The following is an 18,326-nucleotide window of genomic DNA, read 5'->3' on the forward strand; positions in this document are numbered from 1 at the left end:
ATTATGATTTGGAATGACTACAATGTCGAATTTATATTTCAGAATAATTATGCTCAAAGCTTTCACTATCGCGACTATTTCTTCGATCGCTTTAGGATCGATCTCGATCGCTCCTGTTTTTGCTGAAACCAACCCCAGACCAGATACAAGCCCAAGCACTCGCAACAACTCTAACTCTCTTGCTCCACAACAGCTACTAAAATTAGCCAGACAAGGAAGATTCCAAGCTAAAGGTATTCCCAGTTATAGCAGTTTAAATAGTGCCATTAAATCTGGAAGAGTTACAGCCCAAAGTTTGGTTTCGGCAGCCATAGCAGAAAAACGTTTACCCGAAACTGCTTTAGAAGATATTGATTATCTTAGTGCGATCGACAAACATCTTAAGTCTGGAGGATGTGGTTCTTTATAAACTAATTTAGAGAATCGATCGATTAATCTGCGATCGACTCAATTTTTAACCAACGCGCCCAAGCGTTAGCTTGACTGCTAGTAGCTGGCAAACGAGTTGCTAAGACTAGATGATAGGTATCCACTGTGGGAACGACTAAATCTAGTTTTAGTTGGGAAGGAGTATTAGCTGGTATTTGATGCCAACCTGAGAAGGCTAAAGCAGTACTGGGAGAAACGACGGCTAATCGGGCTGCGCGATCGTTATCGTTGGCAATTATAGCGATCGCATATGCGATCGCGTCAGCGGTATCATTTTCGGTACAAACTGTAGTTTCGACTCTCACTGTACCCGAAGTCACGGCATTGCTGACAATTGCTACCGTATCTCCTTCAACACTGGGATGAACTTGAATTTTACTGTTGTTTTCAACTAGTTGAACTTTGACAAAGTTCAATTGGGAAGGAGTAACCGAAGCATCTCTTAGAGGGGTGAGTTGAGGATCGATAATACCAGAACTAACTTGAGATGATTTAATTTTGGCTATTTCTGTCTGGAAATTTAACCAATTTGCCCAAGCGAAATCTATCGGACAATTTGTTCCTAGTTTGGCAGCAATGATTATATGACAATGTTCTGTTACGGAAGAATCTAAATTTAAGGCAATCTGTCTGGGGGTATTGGGTTCGATGGCAATCCAATCGGAAAACTTTAAAGGGATAGCTGAGTTTAAGGCAGTTTTGGGATCGATTTCTGGGGTAATAATTGCCACTGCATATTCCACTGTTCCCGCCTTGGGGTGTTCCGTAGCGATGGTGGCGGTTAATCGATTGGCTGTGGGAGGAAAGCAGTAGGGTAGCATGGCGATAGTTGGGCTGCCGTCAGCGCGGGGGTGAGTCATGATTTTTGTTCCCTCTGCAACTAGCTGAATATGCTCGAAGTCGTCTGTAGGTAGGTTGGGAGTTACTTCTCTAACTAATGCGATCGCACCTTCCCCTAGATACCCCAACTGAGGTAGAGGCTGTGACTGGTTTTTATTAAGTAGTAAATAAGGGCTGGTGACATTTCTCGTTCCTGGCAAACCTCGGTAGATTTGCATTGCCAAACTGCGCTCTAAGATAATATTTTCGTTGTAAGCTCTGGCTTCGGGAATTGTCTGTAATTTGGTTAAAGATAAGCTGGGAGGAAAACCTAGCTGGGTTGCCCACTCGATAGTTAGTTCTACATCCCTTTGGCGATTTATATCAATGCTGGGCAAATCTAAACTCAGCCAACCTGGAGATAAATGGGCATAGGGTATTTGCCATAGGGCAATTTCGCTGATGTCTTCGCTAGCTTTGATGGTTACAGTTAAGTTTCCCACTGCTTGGGGAGAAGTTTTAGCTAGGTGTAATTTAATTACGGCTAACCCTTTGGAACTAACGGGTAAAAGCTGTTGGAGAATTGCCGAATTAGAGTTGTTTATTTTATTTGGTTCGATAGATTCTTCACTTATTTGAGCTTCAAACGCCAATTGTATGGGAGGAAGCTTTGCTTGGCTTAAATAGTCTTCCAATATGGCAAAAGCATTTTGCATATTTTCGTGTAGGGTTCTTAATGCTAAATACTGTCTTTGTAGGGTAGCCATACGTCGAGCCAGAGAATGATTTTCTCGCTTTATAGCTCGATAAATTTGTTGCCAAAATTCACTCGATATTTCTGTCGTGGCATCTGGATAGAGTTCGATTAGTTGGGGAATGGAAGATTGATTACTGTTTACACTCCACCAAGTTTGTAATTTTATTAATTCGGTTTTTCCTGTGGCAGAAAAAGCTAACAAACCCAGACAGAAGTTGGGTGTTAAAGTTATTTCTGTTAGTTTTTGACCGTCTAAATTAATTTCTTTACTTAAAGGAGCGACAATTCCGATCGCGCGATCGCGATCTATTTTGAATTGATAAATTTCCAGATCTACTTCTAGTTTGATATATTTTTCAAAATTTTCTTGATCCTCACTTGAAACAATTATTTTATCGCCAGCAGAATATAAATCTTCCAGAATAACCTTATAACTATAGATTTTTAAAAATTTCAATTCATTATTCATTATTAATTATTAATTACCCTCAATCGAGCATTGAATAAAATCGACTATTAATCAATTTAGTCTCTAATTCATCGTAATTTTTGACTGCTTGTCTGAGATCGAAACTAGTATTTTTATAAGTAACTTGATAATTTGTAATTTTTAGATTTATGCCTAAAATCGAAGATAGCTTATCAATTGCTAATTGAGGATTGTTAGCAAAATCTTCATAATAAATTGTGGTATTTTGAGATTTTATAGCATCTGCAAAAGCTACTAATTCTCGATCTCTTAGCTCAAAATCTCTAGCAGATTTATAAATTGAGTCAATATCAATATTTATCGGAGGAACGATATCGCTAATATCTTTAGGACTATGATGGGGTATGCCATATTTCTCGATCGTATTTTCTACTAGCACCAACATTCTGGCTCTAGAAATTGCTTGTCTTAAATAATTTTGGCGACGATTGATAATTATGATTGGTTGATGTAGATTAATTTGTTGGAGAAAAAAAGAGCGATCAATAATGTCGGTTAATTTAGTTTTAAAACCTAAAATTAATTCTTGCCCATAAGTTTTACCGTGAATTGTGCGCTTAAAAAAATCACTAATAATTTGTTTTTGTTTACTCTTACTTTTCCCCACCAGCATCTCTCCTACCATTACCACGCGCTCGTCTTGGGAAATTAGTTCTCTCAAGTAACTACTACCCGATCTACCGCTAATTACGATAATAAATAATTTAGATTTCATGGTTAAATTTAATTTCTAATCAACTGCATATTAATTAAGTCTTGAAGTTCGCGATCGCAACTGGCAAAATAGCGATCGAGTCTAGCTATTATCGATGAAGAAACAGTAGGATATTGATTGCCATAAATCTTTTGTTTATTATTAATTGGGTAATTTTCTAAGTCTAAGAAATTAAATATTTTCTCGATAAAGCGATCGGGGTTTAATTCCAATTGATGATAATTGAGAATTAACAATTGTTCTGGAGGAAAAAGAGCCAAACAGGGTTTGATTTGTGGAACATATCTACCTAGCTGCAAATAACTATTAGTTTGAGAACCAGGAATCTGAGTTGAATTTTCAATTTCACTGCTACTAAATGCTACTTCAATCGGTCTTACTTCATCTTTAACCCGATTCAACTGATGGTAATAATGAGAAATAGCGCGATCGGTAGGATTGCGTAAAGAAGCAATTATCTTAACATCGGGAAATAACTGATAAATTAATTTTGCTGCTTTGTTAGAAGTCAAATAACTAGGACTAGCTTCACCAATTAATAAACTGCGATCGCTTTTTTTTTCTAGAACATCAAATTGAGATAAATACCAATCCAAACCGCGATCGTAATTAAGCGTAAAAAAATGCAATTCCTTGGGCATACGACGAATTACTCTAGGGTGCTGCATCAAATATTCATAAATAGCTGAAGTAGCTGCTTTCATCGCACCAATAATAATAAAATCTGGTTGACATTTTTCGTCTCTACTCATTGATTAGTTGTTAGTTATTAAATGCTCACTGATAAATATTAACGTGTTGTTTTGCTGATTCTTCAATAGACAAACGAGGTTTAATATTTTTGACTAAACTCGACCAAAGCACGGGATCGGCGATCGCTTGTTTCATAGTTTCCGCCAGACTAATAGAATTTCTCACTTTAAAATGCAAACCTGTTATCTTGTCGTCTACTTTTTCTGCCATTCCCCCAATATTGCTACAAATAATCGGGCGTTGGTGCATAAATACTTCCTGAATTACTAAAGGTGAATTTTCCCACCAGATTGAAGGAACTATAACCCAATCTACTAATTGAATTAAATCGGGAATTTCTGATTGTTTGTATCTACCATGATGGGTAACTAAATCCTGATGTTTGGCTAAAAATTTGATAAATTCTAGTTTAAATTCGGGAAAACCATGGGCGATATTACCAAATAGATGAATGCGAAAATCCTTAATATTATTTTCAGCTAAATATTCCACTGCTGCCAAAATAAGTAACACTCCCTTGTAGGGATTAATCTGCCCGAAAAAACCAAAACTATTACGTTTTCCTCTAGGTTCTAGTTGCCTTTGGGGGGCTGGATCGTATATCCGACGACCATTTTCTAAAACGGTTATTTTATTGTCGGGCAAACCCCATTCCCGAAAACGTTGGGCTAAAAAATAACTCGGAGAAATAAATCGATCCACCAATTCTAAATGGGCTTTAATAAATTCTTCTCGCATTTTAAATTGCTGGGGAGAATACTCAGGAAAACAACGATAGCAACGATTTGGAGCAGCAAATTCGCAGAGTTCGTGATTATCTTTGCGCACCATTTGTCCGTCGCGATTGCAGATCAAAATAAACTCGTGCAGAGTAAACACAATTTTACTATTAGGTAAGGTTTGTCGCGCCACTTGAATTGCTTCGACTCCAAAACGAATTGTATGGTGAAAGTGAATTACATCGGGCTTTAGCTGTAAGAGAAAGTTTTTAAAATCTATATAGAGAAAATTCAGTATTTGTTGGGATTGATAAAAATAATCAAAAGATCCTCCCCAAAACAAAGCTTCATCCTCTGCATCTACCAACATTTGAAACGGAGTACCCGTATGAACTTCTCGGTTACTCGGATCGGCAGCAGCTAAGAAAAAAGGTTGATATTCAGTACTATCGCGAATTGCCTGGAACAAATCGTAAGCAAATATTTCCGCCCCTCCAGGAAAAAAAATCGGATGGTTGTGGGCAATAATCAAAATTCTTTTAGTTTTGACCAACATATTAAATAAAAAGTCAGAAGTAGGGGCTGTTCGCGCGATGCGAAGCGAGTCCTTTAGGGAACAGCCCCGTCAAGCGGGATAATATCACCCCATCGCGTAAGCCGTTATAAGTTATAGGTTAAACAAGGTTAACTTTTAGGATCAAAAGCATCTCGCAAGCCATCGCCGATGTAGTTAATACTCAAAACAGTTAGAAAGATTGCCAACCCTGGGAAAATAGCCATATGGGGGGCAGAGGTTAAAAAGTCCTTAGCTTCAAACAACATTCTTCCCCAAGTAGGTACGTCAGGAGGAAATCCCAAACCCAAAAAACTCAGGGTAGATTCCGTAATGATAGCGTTACCCACTGCTAAGGTTGCAGCTACGATTACAACGCTGAAAACATTGGGAAATAGATGTATCCAGATGATTCTCTTGGGTTTACCACCGATCGCTTTGGCTGCGCTGATGAATTCCATTTCTCTGAGTTTGAGAAAATTAGACCTAACTAACCGCGCTACAGACATCCAATTTAAACCGCCAATCAAACAGACAATCAAAATAAAGACTCCTAATTCTGCCCCTGCAATTTTCTTCATCGCATCGCGAAACAAGTAGACAACTAGCAGTAATAGAGGTAACTGAGGCAAAGCCAAAAATAAATCGGTAATTCTCATCAACAGATTATCAATAATTCCCCCATAAAAACCCGCGATCGCACCCACCATAGTTCCCAAAAATATAGCTACCACCATTGAGGCTAACCCAACGGCAAGGGATACCCTACCGCCCTGTAAAATTCTTGCTAGTTGGTCTTGACCTAGATCGTTTGTACCAAAAAGATGTTGCGGACTGGGGGGTTGAGAAGCAGCTAAAAAATCAATCTTGTCGATTGGAGTCGTGTAAACCAAAGGCAAGAAAATAATCGCCCCTGCGATCGCCACAATAAAAATCAAACCAAATACAGCAGCGCGATCGCGTCTGAATTTACGCCAGCTATCTAGCCATAAGTTACTTTCTTTTTGGGTAATCATTTGGTTATTAGTTATTAGTTGATACGATTAGGTCTATACTAAATCCCACAATAATTAATTAATGAAAAGATGGATTGGCAACTGATTGGAATTAGTTTTATTACGGTTTTTTTAGCTGAAATTGGTGACAAAAGTCAATTAGCAGCGATCGCCCTTGGAGGTAGCTCAAATAATCCTCGTGCGGTGTTTATCGGCTCGACAATAGCCCTGATTTTAGCCAGTTTTTTTGGGGGTTTTGGCTGGTGGTGCAGTGGCACAGTTTTTACCAGAAAAATTATTAAAATCTTTAGCAGCGATCGGATTTGCCACTATGGCACTCAGAATACTTTGGGTAGGGGGAGAAAAAGACGAAGAATAGCGATCTTTAGATCGTTACTGCCTACCCACTATCTTAAAATAAGATTATCAGATTGTTCATTGATTGGAATGCAACCGTGGCTAACTGGGAATTGGGCAGACTTTGGCAAACTTTAACCTATTTTGAGATAATTCCTTTGATTAATTGTTGGCAAAAAATATTCCCACGAGAACCCTCGAAAGAGAATCGACAAAGTATAACTATGATAATTTTAGTAGTTGGTGCTACGAGTTCGACAGGTAAACAAGTAGTTGAGAAATTATTAGCACAAAACTATCGAGTAAGAGCTTTAGTTAAAGATCGCGATCGAGCCAAAAGTATTTTAGGCGATCGCGTTGAGCTTTGGCAGGCAGATTTTACTATTCCCGAAACTATCGAACCTGAAATGCTCAAAGAGGTTAGCAAGATAGTTTATTGTGGAGAGAGAGAACCAAACGATCGCCAGGGAATAGAAAAGCTCATCAAAATCGCCACTCAATCTTTACCTGCTGGGAATAGTCGGCTAATTTTTGACTTTACTAACTCCAACGATCTGCTTAAAGAAACTTGGGGAGCGGTAGATGATGTGGTTATGGGTGGTGTAAGTCAAAGCAATATCCGTTTGGCAGATAATAAAGCAATTTTTGCAGGTATTGTTTCTACTGATAATAATGGAGGGTTTGCTTCCGTACGCACTCGCAATTTTGCTACTCCCTTAGATCTATCTAGCTACACAGGAATTGAATTAAGAGTTATTGGGGATGGCAAACGCTACAAGTTTATCAGCCGTTGTGAAGGTAAGTGGGATGGCATTAGTTACTGCTATTCTTTTGATACGGTTTATGATTTCCCCACGGTAATTCGCATTCCCTTTTCCGAGTTAATTCCTGTTTTTCGGGCAAAAACAGTTGCTGAAGCCAGTCAAATAGATTCCAGCAATATCTATTCGATGCAGTTAATGTTGAGTAAATTTGAATACGATGGTGAATTAAATCCTAAATTTGAAGCAGGTGCTTTTGCCCTAGAGGTTGAATATATCAAAGCCTATGGAGGTCAATCCAAACCCCAATTTATTCAGATAACTCCCCAAGAAGCAGAACTAGCAGAAGTTAAAAATAGCAGTTTGAATTATACTGTGATTTCTTCGACTGGGGGTGAAGTAGAAAGGGCGGTACAATTGTGTCTTGAAGCCCTAAATTAGTTTGAAAATCGAGCAAAATTTGACTAGATTGCATACCGTTACGCAATAACAAAACTTGAGATTGCTGGCTGTCCTAACTGCTTAAGAATTGGCAAAGTCTTTAACCCATTGCAAATGTTGGGGTAGGAGTTTGGCTAGATCGTATTTTTCCAAGATGGTTTCTCTGGCTTTGGTACGAATAGCTGCCATCTTTTCAGGATTATCTAAAGCTTCGATAACGCGATCGCATACTTGTTGAGGAGAGAAGAAATCGACCAATAATCCATTTACTCCGTCTTCAATGACTTCGGTGACTGGTGCGGTATCGGAAGCAACTATTAAGCAGCCTGTAGATAAGGCTTCGAGCATCGACCAAGAAAGAACAAAGGGACGAGTTAAATAGATATGTGCGTCAGATGCTTGCAATACTTGTAGGTATTCATCATAGGGTAATAATTCAGTAAAGTGTACCCGACTCATATCTAAAGGAAATTTTTCCAGCATTGCTTCTTTGTAGGTTTTGCCATCAGACAAACTTTTACCGTAGGCTACCCGATTTCTACCGACTATAACAAAGTGACATTGGGGGCGTTTTTTCTGCAATAAGCTGATGGCTTCAATTAATTGAGGAAAACCGCGATAGGGTTCCATTCCCCTAGCAACATAGGTCACAATTTCTTCGGCTTCGGTCAGATCGAGATTGATGCGGGGTAAAAATAATTTGGCATTTGGCACTGGTTGAAAATAATTCGTGTCGATACCGTCGTGATGGACTTTAATTTTGTCATGAAATTCTGGGGGGAATTGCGATCGCTGCCAATTAGTAGGAGATAAACCGCGATCGCAAGTTGCTAAATCTAATAAGATAGGAGCATTTTTAATCCGTATTCTCGCCTCATCATCCGCATTAATCGGATCGCTGGGGTCAAAACTAGCATCCGAACCATAAGCCCGATAAAACCACTCAAAATAACAAAGTAAAGTCGCTTTAGGAAAAATATCCTTCATAAACAAAGTAGGTCCCCAACCAGAATGACCGTAGACAACATCGGGATAAAAGCCCCCATCTTTTAATTTCTGGGTCATGCGATAGACAGCTTGAGCCTCTAAAACAGCATTTTCTAAAGGTCTGACATAGTGATGGGTTTCGGGGCGGGCGGTGCGAGATTTTTCATAAATTGCTTTAGCTACCCCCGCAATATTACCTTCTCGACGATTAGTACCAAAAATTACTGTATTTTCTTTATCTTGCCCCAAGATTGAGGCTAAATGACGAAACTGGGCGGGAAAATTAGGATGTAAAAATAGAATTTTCATACTGGCTTATTTTAGAAGCTAGTTTATTTAGCCCTAATTCTATCTTGCAAATATATAACTGTCTTAGTTGATGATAAATTTATAGATAGATTCATCCTCTATCCTTGGTGTTTTATGGCTTCTTGGCGCGATCGCATTTCTAAATTTAGTGGCAAAACTCGCTTTGTAGTAGCTCGCATTTTTATCCATCTTGCAGGAGATGAAATAGCACCAATGCTAGGAGTTTTAAACCGCGTGGCTAGGGAAGCGATCGATAGCGACGGAGATCTAGAAATCTTGGGTGAAGGTTTAGTATCAGTCTGCCAAAATCTCTTGCAAATGAGTCAATATTGGCAATCGGCGGGCAATGAAGGAGATGTAGTCTGGGATGAAGGAGAAGCAGGAGACTATGTTAATGAATTATTTACCGATTCAGCACAACGGTATTTAAGCGAAATTGAAATCGACCGAGATATAAATAGTGACGAGCCTTTATCTTTGCCCGTAACTCGCAATTTAGTAATTATGCTGACCGTAGCTTTTGAAGGAGAATCAGCAGATTTAGAGAATAATCTAGCAGATATAGAAGCATTGGAATATGGCTTGAAAGCTTTGATTAATCTACACTATCAAGAAAAATTAAGAGCCATTCAAATTCATTTTTCCCCTGCCAAACTAGGAGATGAATTAAACGGCGAACAATTATTATTAAACTTTCCCGAATTAATTCCTTTGTAAACTTTTCTATTTTAGATGGCGATCGCATCACATATTAGAGGTTATCTGAGAAGTCCCATTTATTAATTTCGATCCCCCTAGCTACCCTTCAAAAGGGTAGCTAGGGGGATCTCGACAGCTTAAAACTACTTTTCAGACATCCTCTTCGAGTTTTTCAATTTGACACGACCGCTTTATTTAATTCTCTGTACTATAGAACCCATTTGGGATCTTTTTCTACGAAAAATCTGTTATTTCAGAGTTCCTTATTTTGATTTCTTGAACGAGAAAACAAGGTTTCAAGCAGCTATTTTGAAATATTTAATGTGACAGTGCTTTCGAGGTGCTTATGGTTACACACAGAGATCTCAAATGGATTCTATAGAGGAAGGGGTTCGACATAAAAAGAAATGCCACTTTCTCCTTCTAAAGCATAATCGGGCAAGTTTTCTAAAATATTATCCCTTTCGGCAGCCGAAGGAGTATAAAAGTGAGCGTCTATGGTTTCATTATAAAAACGATAAACAGCAGTCGTTCCTTCCTGTTGAGATTCATAAGCGTAGTAAGCAATTCCTTCAAAAGTATAGTTGGGCAGATTTTCCTGAATCGAATCTCTTTCTAATTCATTGACAGTATAAAGATGTACTCCCGTATTAGTGTTGAAGAAGCGATATACTGGCACAATCCCTGTTAGCGGATCGTCTGTTTCTGGTGCAGCAATATAAGAACTACCTTCAAATTCATACTGAGGTAAATTGTCTAAAACATTATCTCTTTCTGCTTCTGATGCGGTGTAAAAATGTACCCCAACTTCAGGATTAAAGAAACGATATACAGTAGGACTATCCCCTAACAAATCCTCGTTAGTAATAATTCCCGTTCCTTGGTCGTCGGTAATTACCGTGCCACCATTAGCATTAGTTAAGTTAACAAAAAATCTTTCATCAGTTTCAGCATCAGTATCGCCACTAACGGGTACAGTAATAGTTTGGCTATCTTCTCCTGGGGCAAAGATTAAAGTACCAGAAGTTTCGGTATAGTCACTATCACTCCTAGCAGTACTGTTAGCTGTTGTGTATTGAATTTCTACTTGCTCGGAAGTGGGCTGGTCGTTGGTATCGAGTAAAGTAACCGTAAACTCAGCATTAGTATTTCCTTCATTACCTTCTTCTACTGTTACATCATCAATGGAAGCATAAAGCCCATATTCATATGCCCCAATGTCTACAGTTTCGTTATAAATACGAGGATTATTGGCTACTTCTGTAGATACGCCCAAATTGGCAACCGCTTCATTATTACCCGTATCTATAGCAGGAGAATCTAATTGCAAACGATAGTCATTATTTTCTGGATCTCGAAAAAGAGGATCTTCAGTGACGTTACCTTCACTTCCCACTTCTCCTTGCACAATTGAATTATTGATTGTTAAGCGAGTTGAGAAACTACCAGCAAAGTCAAAGTGATTATCATCTCTTCCCTCGGTATTCCAAAAAATACTGTTGTTTAAAATTGCTGGCTCACTATTACTAAATACTCCAATTGAATCTGCCTCTCCTCCAGAATTATTAACAAAAGTAGTGTTATTAATTTCTAGATCGTCAGAAAATCGAGTAAATATAGCTCCACCAGACTGGCTTTCATTGTCATAAAATAGGCTGTTAGTAATGTTTGGACTAGCATTTCTCCAACCAGCTATACCACCGCCAAATTCTCCTGCAAGATTGTTAACAAATATACTATTGACAACATTTACACTGCTATTATTTCCTGTATAAATTCCTCCACCTTGCTCGCTGGCAAAATTATTTTCAACAACTGAGTTTACAATTGAAGCACTGCCATTTTCTTCAGCATAAAGACCTCCTCCACGAATTCTACGAGGACTGTTTCTTCCATCTGCTTGACCGCCAGTAATCGTAAAACCGTCAATAACAGTACTATTAGTAGAACCCGTTATATCAATGACACTATAACTATTATCAGCCTGACCGCTTTCGCCAATGTTACCGCTCAGTACAGTTTCGTTGGTTTGCCAATCGCGTTGATCTAAAGAAGTTTCACCACCAGCAAAACCACCATAGACATCAACGCCATTATTAATGACAAAGCTGACATCACGGGGATTGTCTACATCTTCAGGAAGATTAGTACCGTCTGTAGGAAAGTATGTCCCTTCGGCAACCCAAATTTGATCGCTAGCACCAGCAACACCTAAAGCAGACTGTAAATCGGTGTAGGCATTTGTCCAGGAAGTACCATTATTTTCTCCCGTTGCATCCCGATCTACATAAATAATGGAAGCTTGTTGTTCCACTTCTATATTCTCTCCATTAACATTTACCGCACCTGTATCATCTATTCCCCGCAAAATTGCCAATTCTTCTGGAGTTAAACGTACTCCTGTCACTTCGGCAGCAAAAATTTCTCCTTCATCTCCTTGACTATCGGTGGAGTTTGCTTCTGAATCTACGTAATGTCCTACGGAGTCTAAAACCACATTGGCGATCGCATCTGGATTATCGGCATTGTCAATTAAAAATTCTTCAGATAGATAAATGGTGTTGTTGCTATCAGCATAAGCACCAGAAGCATTATTAATTTGTTCTGCGGGAAGAACTTCGATTGTGACACCGCTGCTTCCTTCGGTTTCTCCCGATAAATCTGTTACCACAGATTCGAGGACTTCATTACCACGATCTACATCAAAACTGTCGCCAAATACTTCTGTCAAGCTTTCTGAATTATTTTCTTCCTCTGCATAATTTTGTAATAGGTTTGCTGCGTTGCTTAAACTTTCTTGAAGAATATTGCTTACAGATTCTGTCATGTGGTTTTTCAAAAAGAGCTATGTATAATTACTAGGAAATTTTCAATTTAATTATGCTAAATCTGAATTTAGAATTTACCGTATAATCTTATTTTTGTTTAATCTAATGTTGGCGATCCCTAAAAATCAGTTTCAGGTTCGAGTGAGAAAATTTAAAAACTAATAACTAGTAACTAACAACTAATAACTAAAGCGGTTGATCGGTCAGTAGCTTAACCCGAAATCAGGTTACTTAGTCAAACTAATTTTTGAAACAACAAAAAAGGGTCTAATAATTAATTACTAGACCCTGTTTAAATTAAAGTATGAAACTAATCGTTATTCCTCAAAAATTTAACGAGTTGCTTCGACCAAAACTTGTTCTTGTACTGTAGAAACAGTTGTTTTGCCATTATCGTCTAAATCCACTAAAGCATGGTCGCCATCATTGACGCTACCAGAAAGAATTGCTTCAGCTAAACTATCTTCTAAAAGGCGCATAATCGCACGACGTAAGGGTCTTGCACCATAGCTAGGATCGAAACCTTCGTCAATCACTTTATCTTCAAAAGCGGTAGTTACTCCGAGGGTAATATCTCGCTGTTCTTTTAAAGTATCTGATACTTCTTGAAGTAGAATAGTGGCGATTTCTCTTACTTCAGGTTTGGTCAACTGACGGAAGACAATAATTTCATCTAAGCGGTTAATAAATTCAGGACGGAAGTAATTTTTCAATTCCTGATTAACCAATTCTTTGATGCGATTGTATTGAGCTTCTCCTTTATCTTCGGAAAATTCAAACCCAAGACCGCTACCGCCTTTTTCAATGACTTTAGAACCAATGTTGGAAGTCATAATAATGATAGTGTTCTTAAAGCTTACCGTGCGCCCTTGAGCGTCAGTCAAACGACCATCATCGAGCATTTGCAACATAATGTTGAACACATCGGGATGGGCTTTTTCAATTTCATCGAATAAAACAATACTGTAGGGTTGACGGCGTACTGCTTCGGTTAGTTGTCCTCCTTCGTCATAACCGACAAACCCTGGAGGAGAACCAATTAGTTTAGATACCGTATGGGATTCCATGAATTCCGACATATCGATTCTAATAATCGCCTCTTCCGAACCAAACATTTGGGTTGCTAGGGCTTTGGCTAGTTCGGTTTTACCTACTCCAGTAGGACCAGAAAAGAACATACTAGCAATGGGACGGTTGCGATCGCCCAACCCAGAACGAGAACGACGTAAGGCTTTGGATACGGCTTTTACTGCTTCATCTTGACCGATTACTCGCTCGTGCAGATTATCTTCGAGATACATCAAAGCTTCCGATTCGGTTTCGGTCATCTTAGTAACTGGTACGCCAGTCCAAGCTGCAACAATACGCGCGATCGCTTCTTCGTCCACTACGGGAGTTAAAGCTTCGGGATTGATAGTTGCCACCTCGGTTTTGTTTTCTTCTTTGCTTTGCAAGCAGTGATTTAAATGAGTGCGAGAACCAGCTTCATCAATTAGGTCGATCGCCTTGTCGGGTAAGAATCTGTCAGTGATATATCTTTCTGATAGAGTTACCGCTGCCTCAATTGCTTTATCGGTATATTTGACTTGGTGAAAGTCTTCGTAGGTGCTACGCAAGCCCGTTAAAATCTCGATCGCATCTTCTACAGAAGGCTCGCCGACCATCACTTTTTGGAAACGACGTTCTAAAGCAGCATCCCGCTCGATGTGTTGGCGATATTCATCGAGAGTAGTGCTACCGAGACATTGGATTTCCCCTCTAGCCAAGGCAGGTTTGAGCATATTGGCAGCATCCATCGCACCACCCATCGCACCAGCACCAACCATAGTATGGATCTCGTCGATAACTAAGATGATGTTACCCGCAGCGCGAACTTCTTCGACGATCGCTTTTAAACGTTCTTCAAATTCTCCTCTAAACTTAGTTCCAGCCAACAGAGAACCCATATCTAAGCTAATGACTTCTTTATCTGCCAAGAGGGGAGATACTTCTTGATTAACAATGCGTTGTGCCAATCCTTCGGCGATCGCAGTTTTACCTACCCCTGGTTCGCCTACCAAAATGGGATTGTTTTTGGTTCTTCTACCCAAGATTTGGACTGCTCGTTCGATTTCGGGATATCTACCCACTACAGGGTCTAATTTTCCTTCCCGAGCCATTTCGGTTAAGTTGATGCTAAATTCTTTTAATTTAGCTGTCTTTTCTTTACCGCCTCCAAACCCAAAGGGATTTTCTTTACTAGCAGTTGCCGTAACTACTTCTGCTTCTCCTAACTTTTTAATCAAGTCAGTACGCAATTGTCTGAGATCGATATTTTGCTTGGCTAGCAATTTAGCTGCCATATTATCTCCCTGCTTCACAATTGCTAGAAGAATATGTTCGGGACTAATAAAGTTACTTTTTAGCTGACGGGCTTCGTTAAAAGCCTGTTCTAAAATTCTTTTGGCTTTGGGGGTAAAAGGAATATTAGCAGGAATAAACCCAGATCCTTTACCAATAACTTCTAAAGCCAGTTCTCTAGTGCGATCGAGACTAATACCCAAACTAGCTAGAAGATCTGCTGCTGTTGACGTACCCTCCCCAATTACCCCCAATAAAATATGTTCCGTACCAACGAGATTGTGTCCCGTATTTCTGGCTTCTTCTTGAGCGAGAACGACATTTTTAATTGCTTTTTCGTTGAAGTATTCAAACATTGTTTGCAAAACTCCTTATATTATTAATATTTCTTTATCTTGTATGTTTAATTTATCGTTTTTAGTAAGGTTGATGCAGTGGTAAAACCCGTAATTTTCACCAGCATTTCCGCTAAAATTTTGTAATTATGTATAACGATCTTAAACTACATTCGACTTTCGATGAAGGATATATCAAATATCAATGTCATTGGACGAAGATTTCTGCTGTTACCCCAAAAGATATTGTGGAACTCAATCAATGGCGCGATCGCTTGTATCGTCTGGGTTTAATCGGACAATATGATAATGGCATTGGTTTTGGCAATCTAAGTATTCGCCCCAACAATTCTCAAGATATTATTATTTCAGGCACTCAAACGGGGGGAATTGCCCAACTAAAAGCCGAACACTATACCAAAGTTACAGATTTTAATTGGCAGCAAAATTATGTAAGTTGCGCGGGATTAATTAAAGCTTCTTCCGAAACCCTAACCCATGCTGCTATTTATGCCGCTCAACCCGAAATCAAGGCAGTAATTCACGTTCACCATGCTAGGTTATGGCAAGAATTATTAAACGAAGCACCCACTACCGATCCTACTTGTGCCTACGGCACTCCTGAAATGGCTGAAGAATTAATTAGACTCTGCCACCAACCCAAAACTCAGCTAGCAAAAATTGTGGCAATGAGCGGACATGAAGAGGGAATAATTACTTTTGGCAAGGATTTAGCAGAAGCAGGAAATGTTCTCTTGAAGTATTATTTTTCAGGCGATCGAGATTATGGCGATCGCCAAACTAAACCTAGCCTAAAATAAAAATACAGTCTCTCTACAGAATCTTAGTAATGTCAACATTAGCCCCATTTAAAAATAGCCGAACCCCAGGTCAAACCAGCACCAAAACCCGATGCAGCAATAGTATCTCCTGATTTGACTTTTCCTTCTCGTACCGCAGCATCTAAAGCTAGAGGAATAGAAGCTGCGGAGGTATTGCCATATTCTGCTATGTTACTTAAAATCTTTTCGTTAGAAATTTTAAGGCGTTTGGCTACCGCATCCATAATTCGCTGATTGGCTTGATGTAGTAATAACCAATCAATCTCGTCAGCAGTTAAATTTGCCCTAAACATAGCTTTCTCAATCGCTTCGGGAACTTTCGCCACAGCAAAGCGATAAACTTCTCTTCCATTCATCGTAACGGGCTGATAGTTGCCTTTTTGGACGGTAATGTTTTCGACGAGGGGTTTCGATTCTGATTGGTAATTAAGGTTTAAACAGTCGTTTTGACTGCCTTTACTATACATTTCAAATCCTAACAGACGATCGCTTTCTGTAGCCTGACAAACTATTGCCCCCGCACCGTCACCAAACAAGACACAGCTGGCACGATCCGACCAATCTACTCAACGAGATAAAACGTCAGCACCAATTACTAAAACATTTTTATGTACTCCAGTGCGAATGAATTGAGAAGCAGTAATTAAAGCAAAGATAAATCCAGAACAAGCTGCCGTCAGATCGAAGGCGACGGCGTTAGTAGCACCAATTAAACCTTGAACTTTGCAAGCGCTACCAAACAGATCGTCGGGAGTGGAAGTGGCTAGAATAATCAAGTCAATATCGGTTACCGAAATTCCCGCCATGGCGAGCGCATTTTTGGCGGCTACCGCAGACAATTGACTCAAAGATTCTCTGGGGGAGGAGATATGACGATTGCGCATTCCAGTACGAGTGACAATCCATTCATCGGAAGTTTCCACCATCTGCGCTAGATGATTGTTAGTTAGAACTGTTTCTGGTGCAGCCGAACCACATCCAGTAATCGCGATACCCGCACCCATATTGTTCAATGTTTCACTCCCGTACTTTGCGCTTATAGGTTAATTGGAACTAGCAGAAGTTGCTTCTGCTTCAATTCTTTGATTGTTGGATTTTATTTTTTCTAACACTTCGTTATCAATTGCTTCTTTAGCCGAACGAATTGCATTAAACATCGACCCTCGACGAGAGCTTCCGTGGCTTATAATACAGATTCCTGCTACCCCAAACAAGAGCGCGCCACCATGTTCTGCGCGATCGATTCTGCGCTTGATATCTCGCAAATTAGGCTTTAATAATGCAGTGCCTACTTTACCTCGTATCCCTTTGGGTAACTCTTCCTTCATAATTTGCAACATTACTTCTCCAATGGCTTCGGCAAACTTGAGGACAATATTACCCACAAAACCATCGCAGACAATTACATCAAACTCTCCTGACAAAACATCTCTTCCTTCGGCATTGCCCAAGAAAGGAATTTGAGGATTGGCGGTAAGTAATTTGTTGGTGGTTATGGCTAATTCATTTCCTTTAGAAGATTCTTCTCCAATATTGAGTAAGCCTACCTGGGGAGAATCATTGCCCAATACATATTTACTGTAAATTGTTCCCATCAGGGCAAACTGTTCTAAATATTTTGGTTTGCAATCTACATTTGCCCCCACATCCAAAACAATTACCGATTTGTTAGGAATAATCGTGGGTAATACTGCGCCAATTGCAGGACGTTCGATTCCTTTTAAACGACCCAATCTGAGTAAAGCCGATGCCATTGCTGCGCCAGAATGTCCTGCGGAAACAACTGCATCTGCTTCCTGACATTTGACTAAATTCATTGCCACGTTGATCGAAGCTTTGGGCTTGCGACGAATTCCCGTTAAGGGTTCTTCTTTCATGGTGATGACATCTTCGGCAGGAACAACTTTAACAGATGCTGTACCCTTGGTATCGTATTTCTTTACCAGGGAGCTAATTCGTTTTTCTTCTCCCACCAGTAGAACATCTAAATCCAATTCTGCGGAAGCTTGAACTGCCCCTGCAACAATTTCTTCTGGGGCAAAGTCTCCCCCCATAGCATCTACTGCAATTCTTGCGCGCGTTAATCCCATTTAGCAAATTTTATATAAGCCTTACAAATTTTAACAGTCTGAGGTTAAATCTCCCTACTATCTACACAAAATAACTAGGAAAGCTTACCAGTCTTCACATATCTTCA

At 39.5% G+C, this 18,326-nt stretch carries 14 protein-coding genes and 1 pseudogene; 5 read left to right on the forward strand and 10 right to left on the reverse strand.

Features of this window, described 5'->3' with window-relative positions; genetic code table 11:
• Positions 1-49: 49 nt before the first annotated feature.
• Positions 50-409, forward strand: a complete 360-nt coding sequence (locus AC33VI_RS06680; RefSeq protein ID WP_491781486.1) for a hypothetical protein — start codon at positions 50-52, stop codon at positions 407-409.
• A gap of 22 nt (positions 410-431) precedes the next feature.
• On the opposite strand, the gene AC33VI_RS06685 is transcribed toward AC33VI_RS06680, so the two are convergent.
• The 5 genes from AC33VI_RS06685 to AC33VI_RS06705 all read right to left on the reverse strand — a co-directional run bounded on the left by AC33VI_RS06685 (position 432) and on the right by AC33VI_RS06705 (position 6,251).
• Positions 432-2,474: a DUF6212 domain-containing protein gene (locus tag AC33VI_RS06685; RefSeq protein WP_491781487.1), complete on the reverse strand. Its 2,043-nt coding sequence runs from the start codon at positions 2,472-2,474 to the stop codon at positions 432-434.
• Positions 2,475-2,493: 19 nt separating this feature from the next.
• Positions 2,494-3,210 carry a hypothetical protein gene (locus AC33VI_RS06690; RefSeq protein ID WP_491781488.1) on the reverse strand — a complete coding sequence of 239 codons (717 nt, stop codon included), beginning with the start codon at positions 3,208-3,210 and terminating at the stop codon, positions 2,494-2,496.
• Positions 3,211-3,218: 8 nt separating this feature from the next.
• Positions 3,219-3,962 carry a sulfotransferase family protein gene (locus AC33VI_RS06695; RefSeq protein WP_491781489.1) on the reverse strand — a complete coding sequence of 248 codons (744 nt, stop codon included), beginning with the start codon at positions 3,960-3,962 and terminating at the stop codon, positions 3,219-3,221.
• Between the two features lie 25 nt (positions 3,963-3,987).
• Entirely contained in the window at positions 3,988-5,238 is a 1,251-nt protein-coding gene (locus AC33VI_RS06700; protein WP_491781490.1) for a glycosyltransferase family 4 protein, read from the reverse strand.
• 128 nt (positions 5,239-5,366) lie between these two features.
• Positions 5,367-6,251, reverse strand: a complete 885-nt coding sequence (locus AC33VI_RS06705; protein WP_491781491.1) for an ABC transporter permease — start codon at positions 6,249-6,251, stop codon at positions 5,367-5,369.
• 69 nt (positions 6,252-6,320) lie between these two features.
• Between AC33VI_RS06705 and AC33VI_RS06710 the strand changes: the two genes are divergently transcribed.
• Positions 6,321-6,725, forward strand: coding sequence for a TMEM165/GDT1 family protein (locus tag AC33VI_RS06710; RefSeq protein WP_491781492.1), 405 nt, complete (start codon positions 6,321-6,323; stop codon positions 6,723-6,725).
• Positions 6,686-7,789, forward strand: coding sequence for a CIA30 family protein (locus AC33VI_RS06715; RefSeq protein ID WP_491781493.1), 1,104 nt, complete (start codon positions 6,686-6,688; stop codon positions 7,787-7,789). Before AC33VI_RS06710 ends, AC33VI_RS06715 begins: the two co-directional genes overlap by 40 nt.
• 81 nt (positions 7,790-7,870) lie before the next feature.
• On the opposite strand, the gene AC33VI_RS06720 is transcribed toward AC33VI_RS06715, so the two are convergent.
• Positions 7,871-9,085 (reverse strand): glycosyltransferase family 4 protein, encoded by a 1,215-nt coding sequence (locus AC33VI_RS06720; RefSeq protein ID WP_491781494.1) that lies wholly within the window; start codon positions 9,083-9,085, stop codon positions 7,871-7,873.
• A 114-nt stretch (positions 9,086-9,199) separates the two neighbouring features.
• Here AC33VI_RS06720 and AC33VI_RS06725 point away from each other — a divergent pair, with 114 nt between their 5' ends.
• The gene (locus tag AC33VI_RS06725; protein WP_491781495.1) at positions 9,200-9,802 is read left to right on the forward strand and encodes a DUF1517 domain-containing protein; all 603 of its coding nucleotides are present in this window, start codon (positions 9,200-9,202) and stop codon (positions 9,800-9,802) included.
• A 358-nt stretch (positions 9,803-10,160) separates the two neighbouring features.
• Here AC33VI_RS06725 and AC33VI_RS06730 read toward each other — a convergent pair whose 3' ends face one another.
• Both AC33VI_RS06730 and AC33VI_RS06735 read right to left on the reverse strand, forming a co-directional pair.
• The gene (locus tag AC33VI_RS06730) at positions 10,161-12,611 is read right to left on the reverse strand and encodes a Calx-beta domain-containing protein (RefSeq protein ID WP_491781496.1); all 2,451 of its coding nucleotides are present in this window, start codon (positions 12,609-12,611) and stop codon (positions 10,161-10,163) included.
• 333 nt (positions 12,612-12,944) lie between these two features.
• Positions 12,945-15,308 (reverse strand): ATP-dependent Clp protease ATP-binding subunit, encoded by a 2,364-nt coding sequence (locus AC33VI_RS06735; protein ID WP_491781497.1) that lies wholly within the window; start codon positions 15,306-15,308, stop codon positions 12,945-12,947.
• A gap of 128 nt (positions 15,309-15,436) precedes the next feature.
• On the opposite strand from AC33VI_RS06735, the gene AC33VI_RS06740 reads away from it, so the two are divergent.
• Positions 15,437-16,108, forward strand: coding sequence for a class II aldolase/adducin family protein (locus tag AC33VI_RS06740; protein WP_491781498.1), 672 nt, complete (start codon positions 15,437-15,439; stop codon positions 16,106-16,108).
• Positions 16,109-16,146: 38 nt separating this feature from the next.
• Here AC33VI_RS06740 and AC33VI_RS06745 read toward each other — a convergent pair.
• A pseudogene (locus AC33VI_RS06745) lies at positions 16,147-17,142 on the reverse strand (beta-ketoacyl-ACP synthase III).
• Positions 17,143-17,172: 30 nt separating this feature from the next.
• On the reverse strand, positions 17,173-18,219 hold the full coding sequence (plsX, locus tag AC33VI_RS06750) for a phosphate acyltransferase PlsX (RefSeq protein ID WP_491781499.1): 1,047 nt from the start codon (positions 18,217-18,219) through the stop codon (positions 17,173-17,175).
• Between the last annotated feature and the right edge of the window lie 107 nt (positions 18,220-18,326).

This window comes from Waterburya sp., assembly GCF_058530065.1.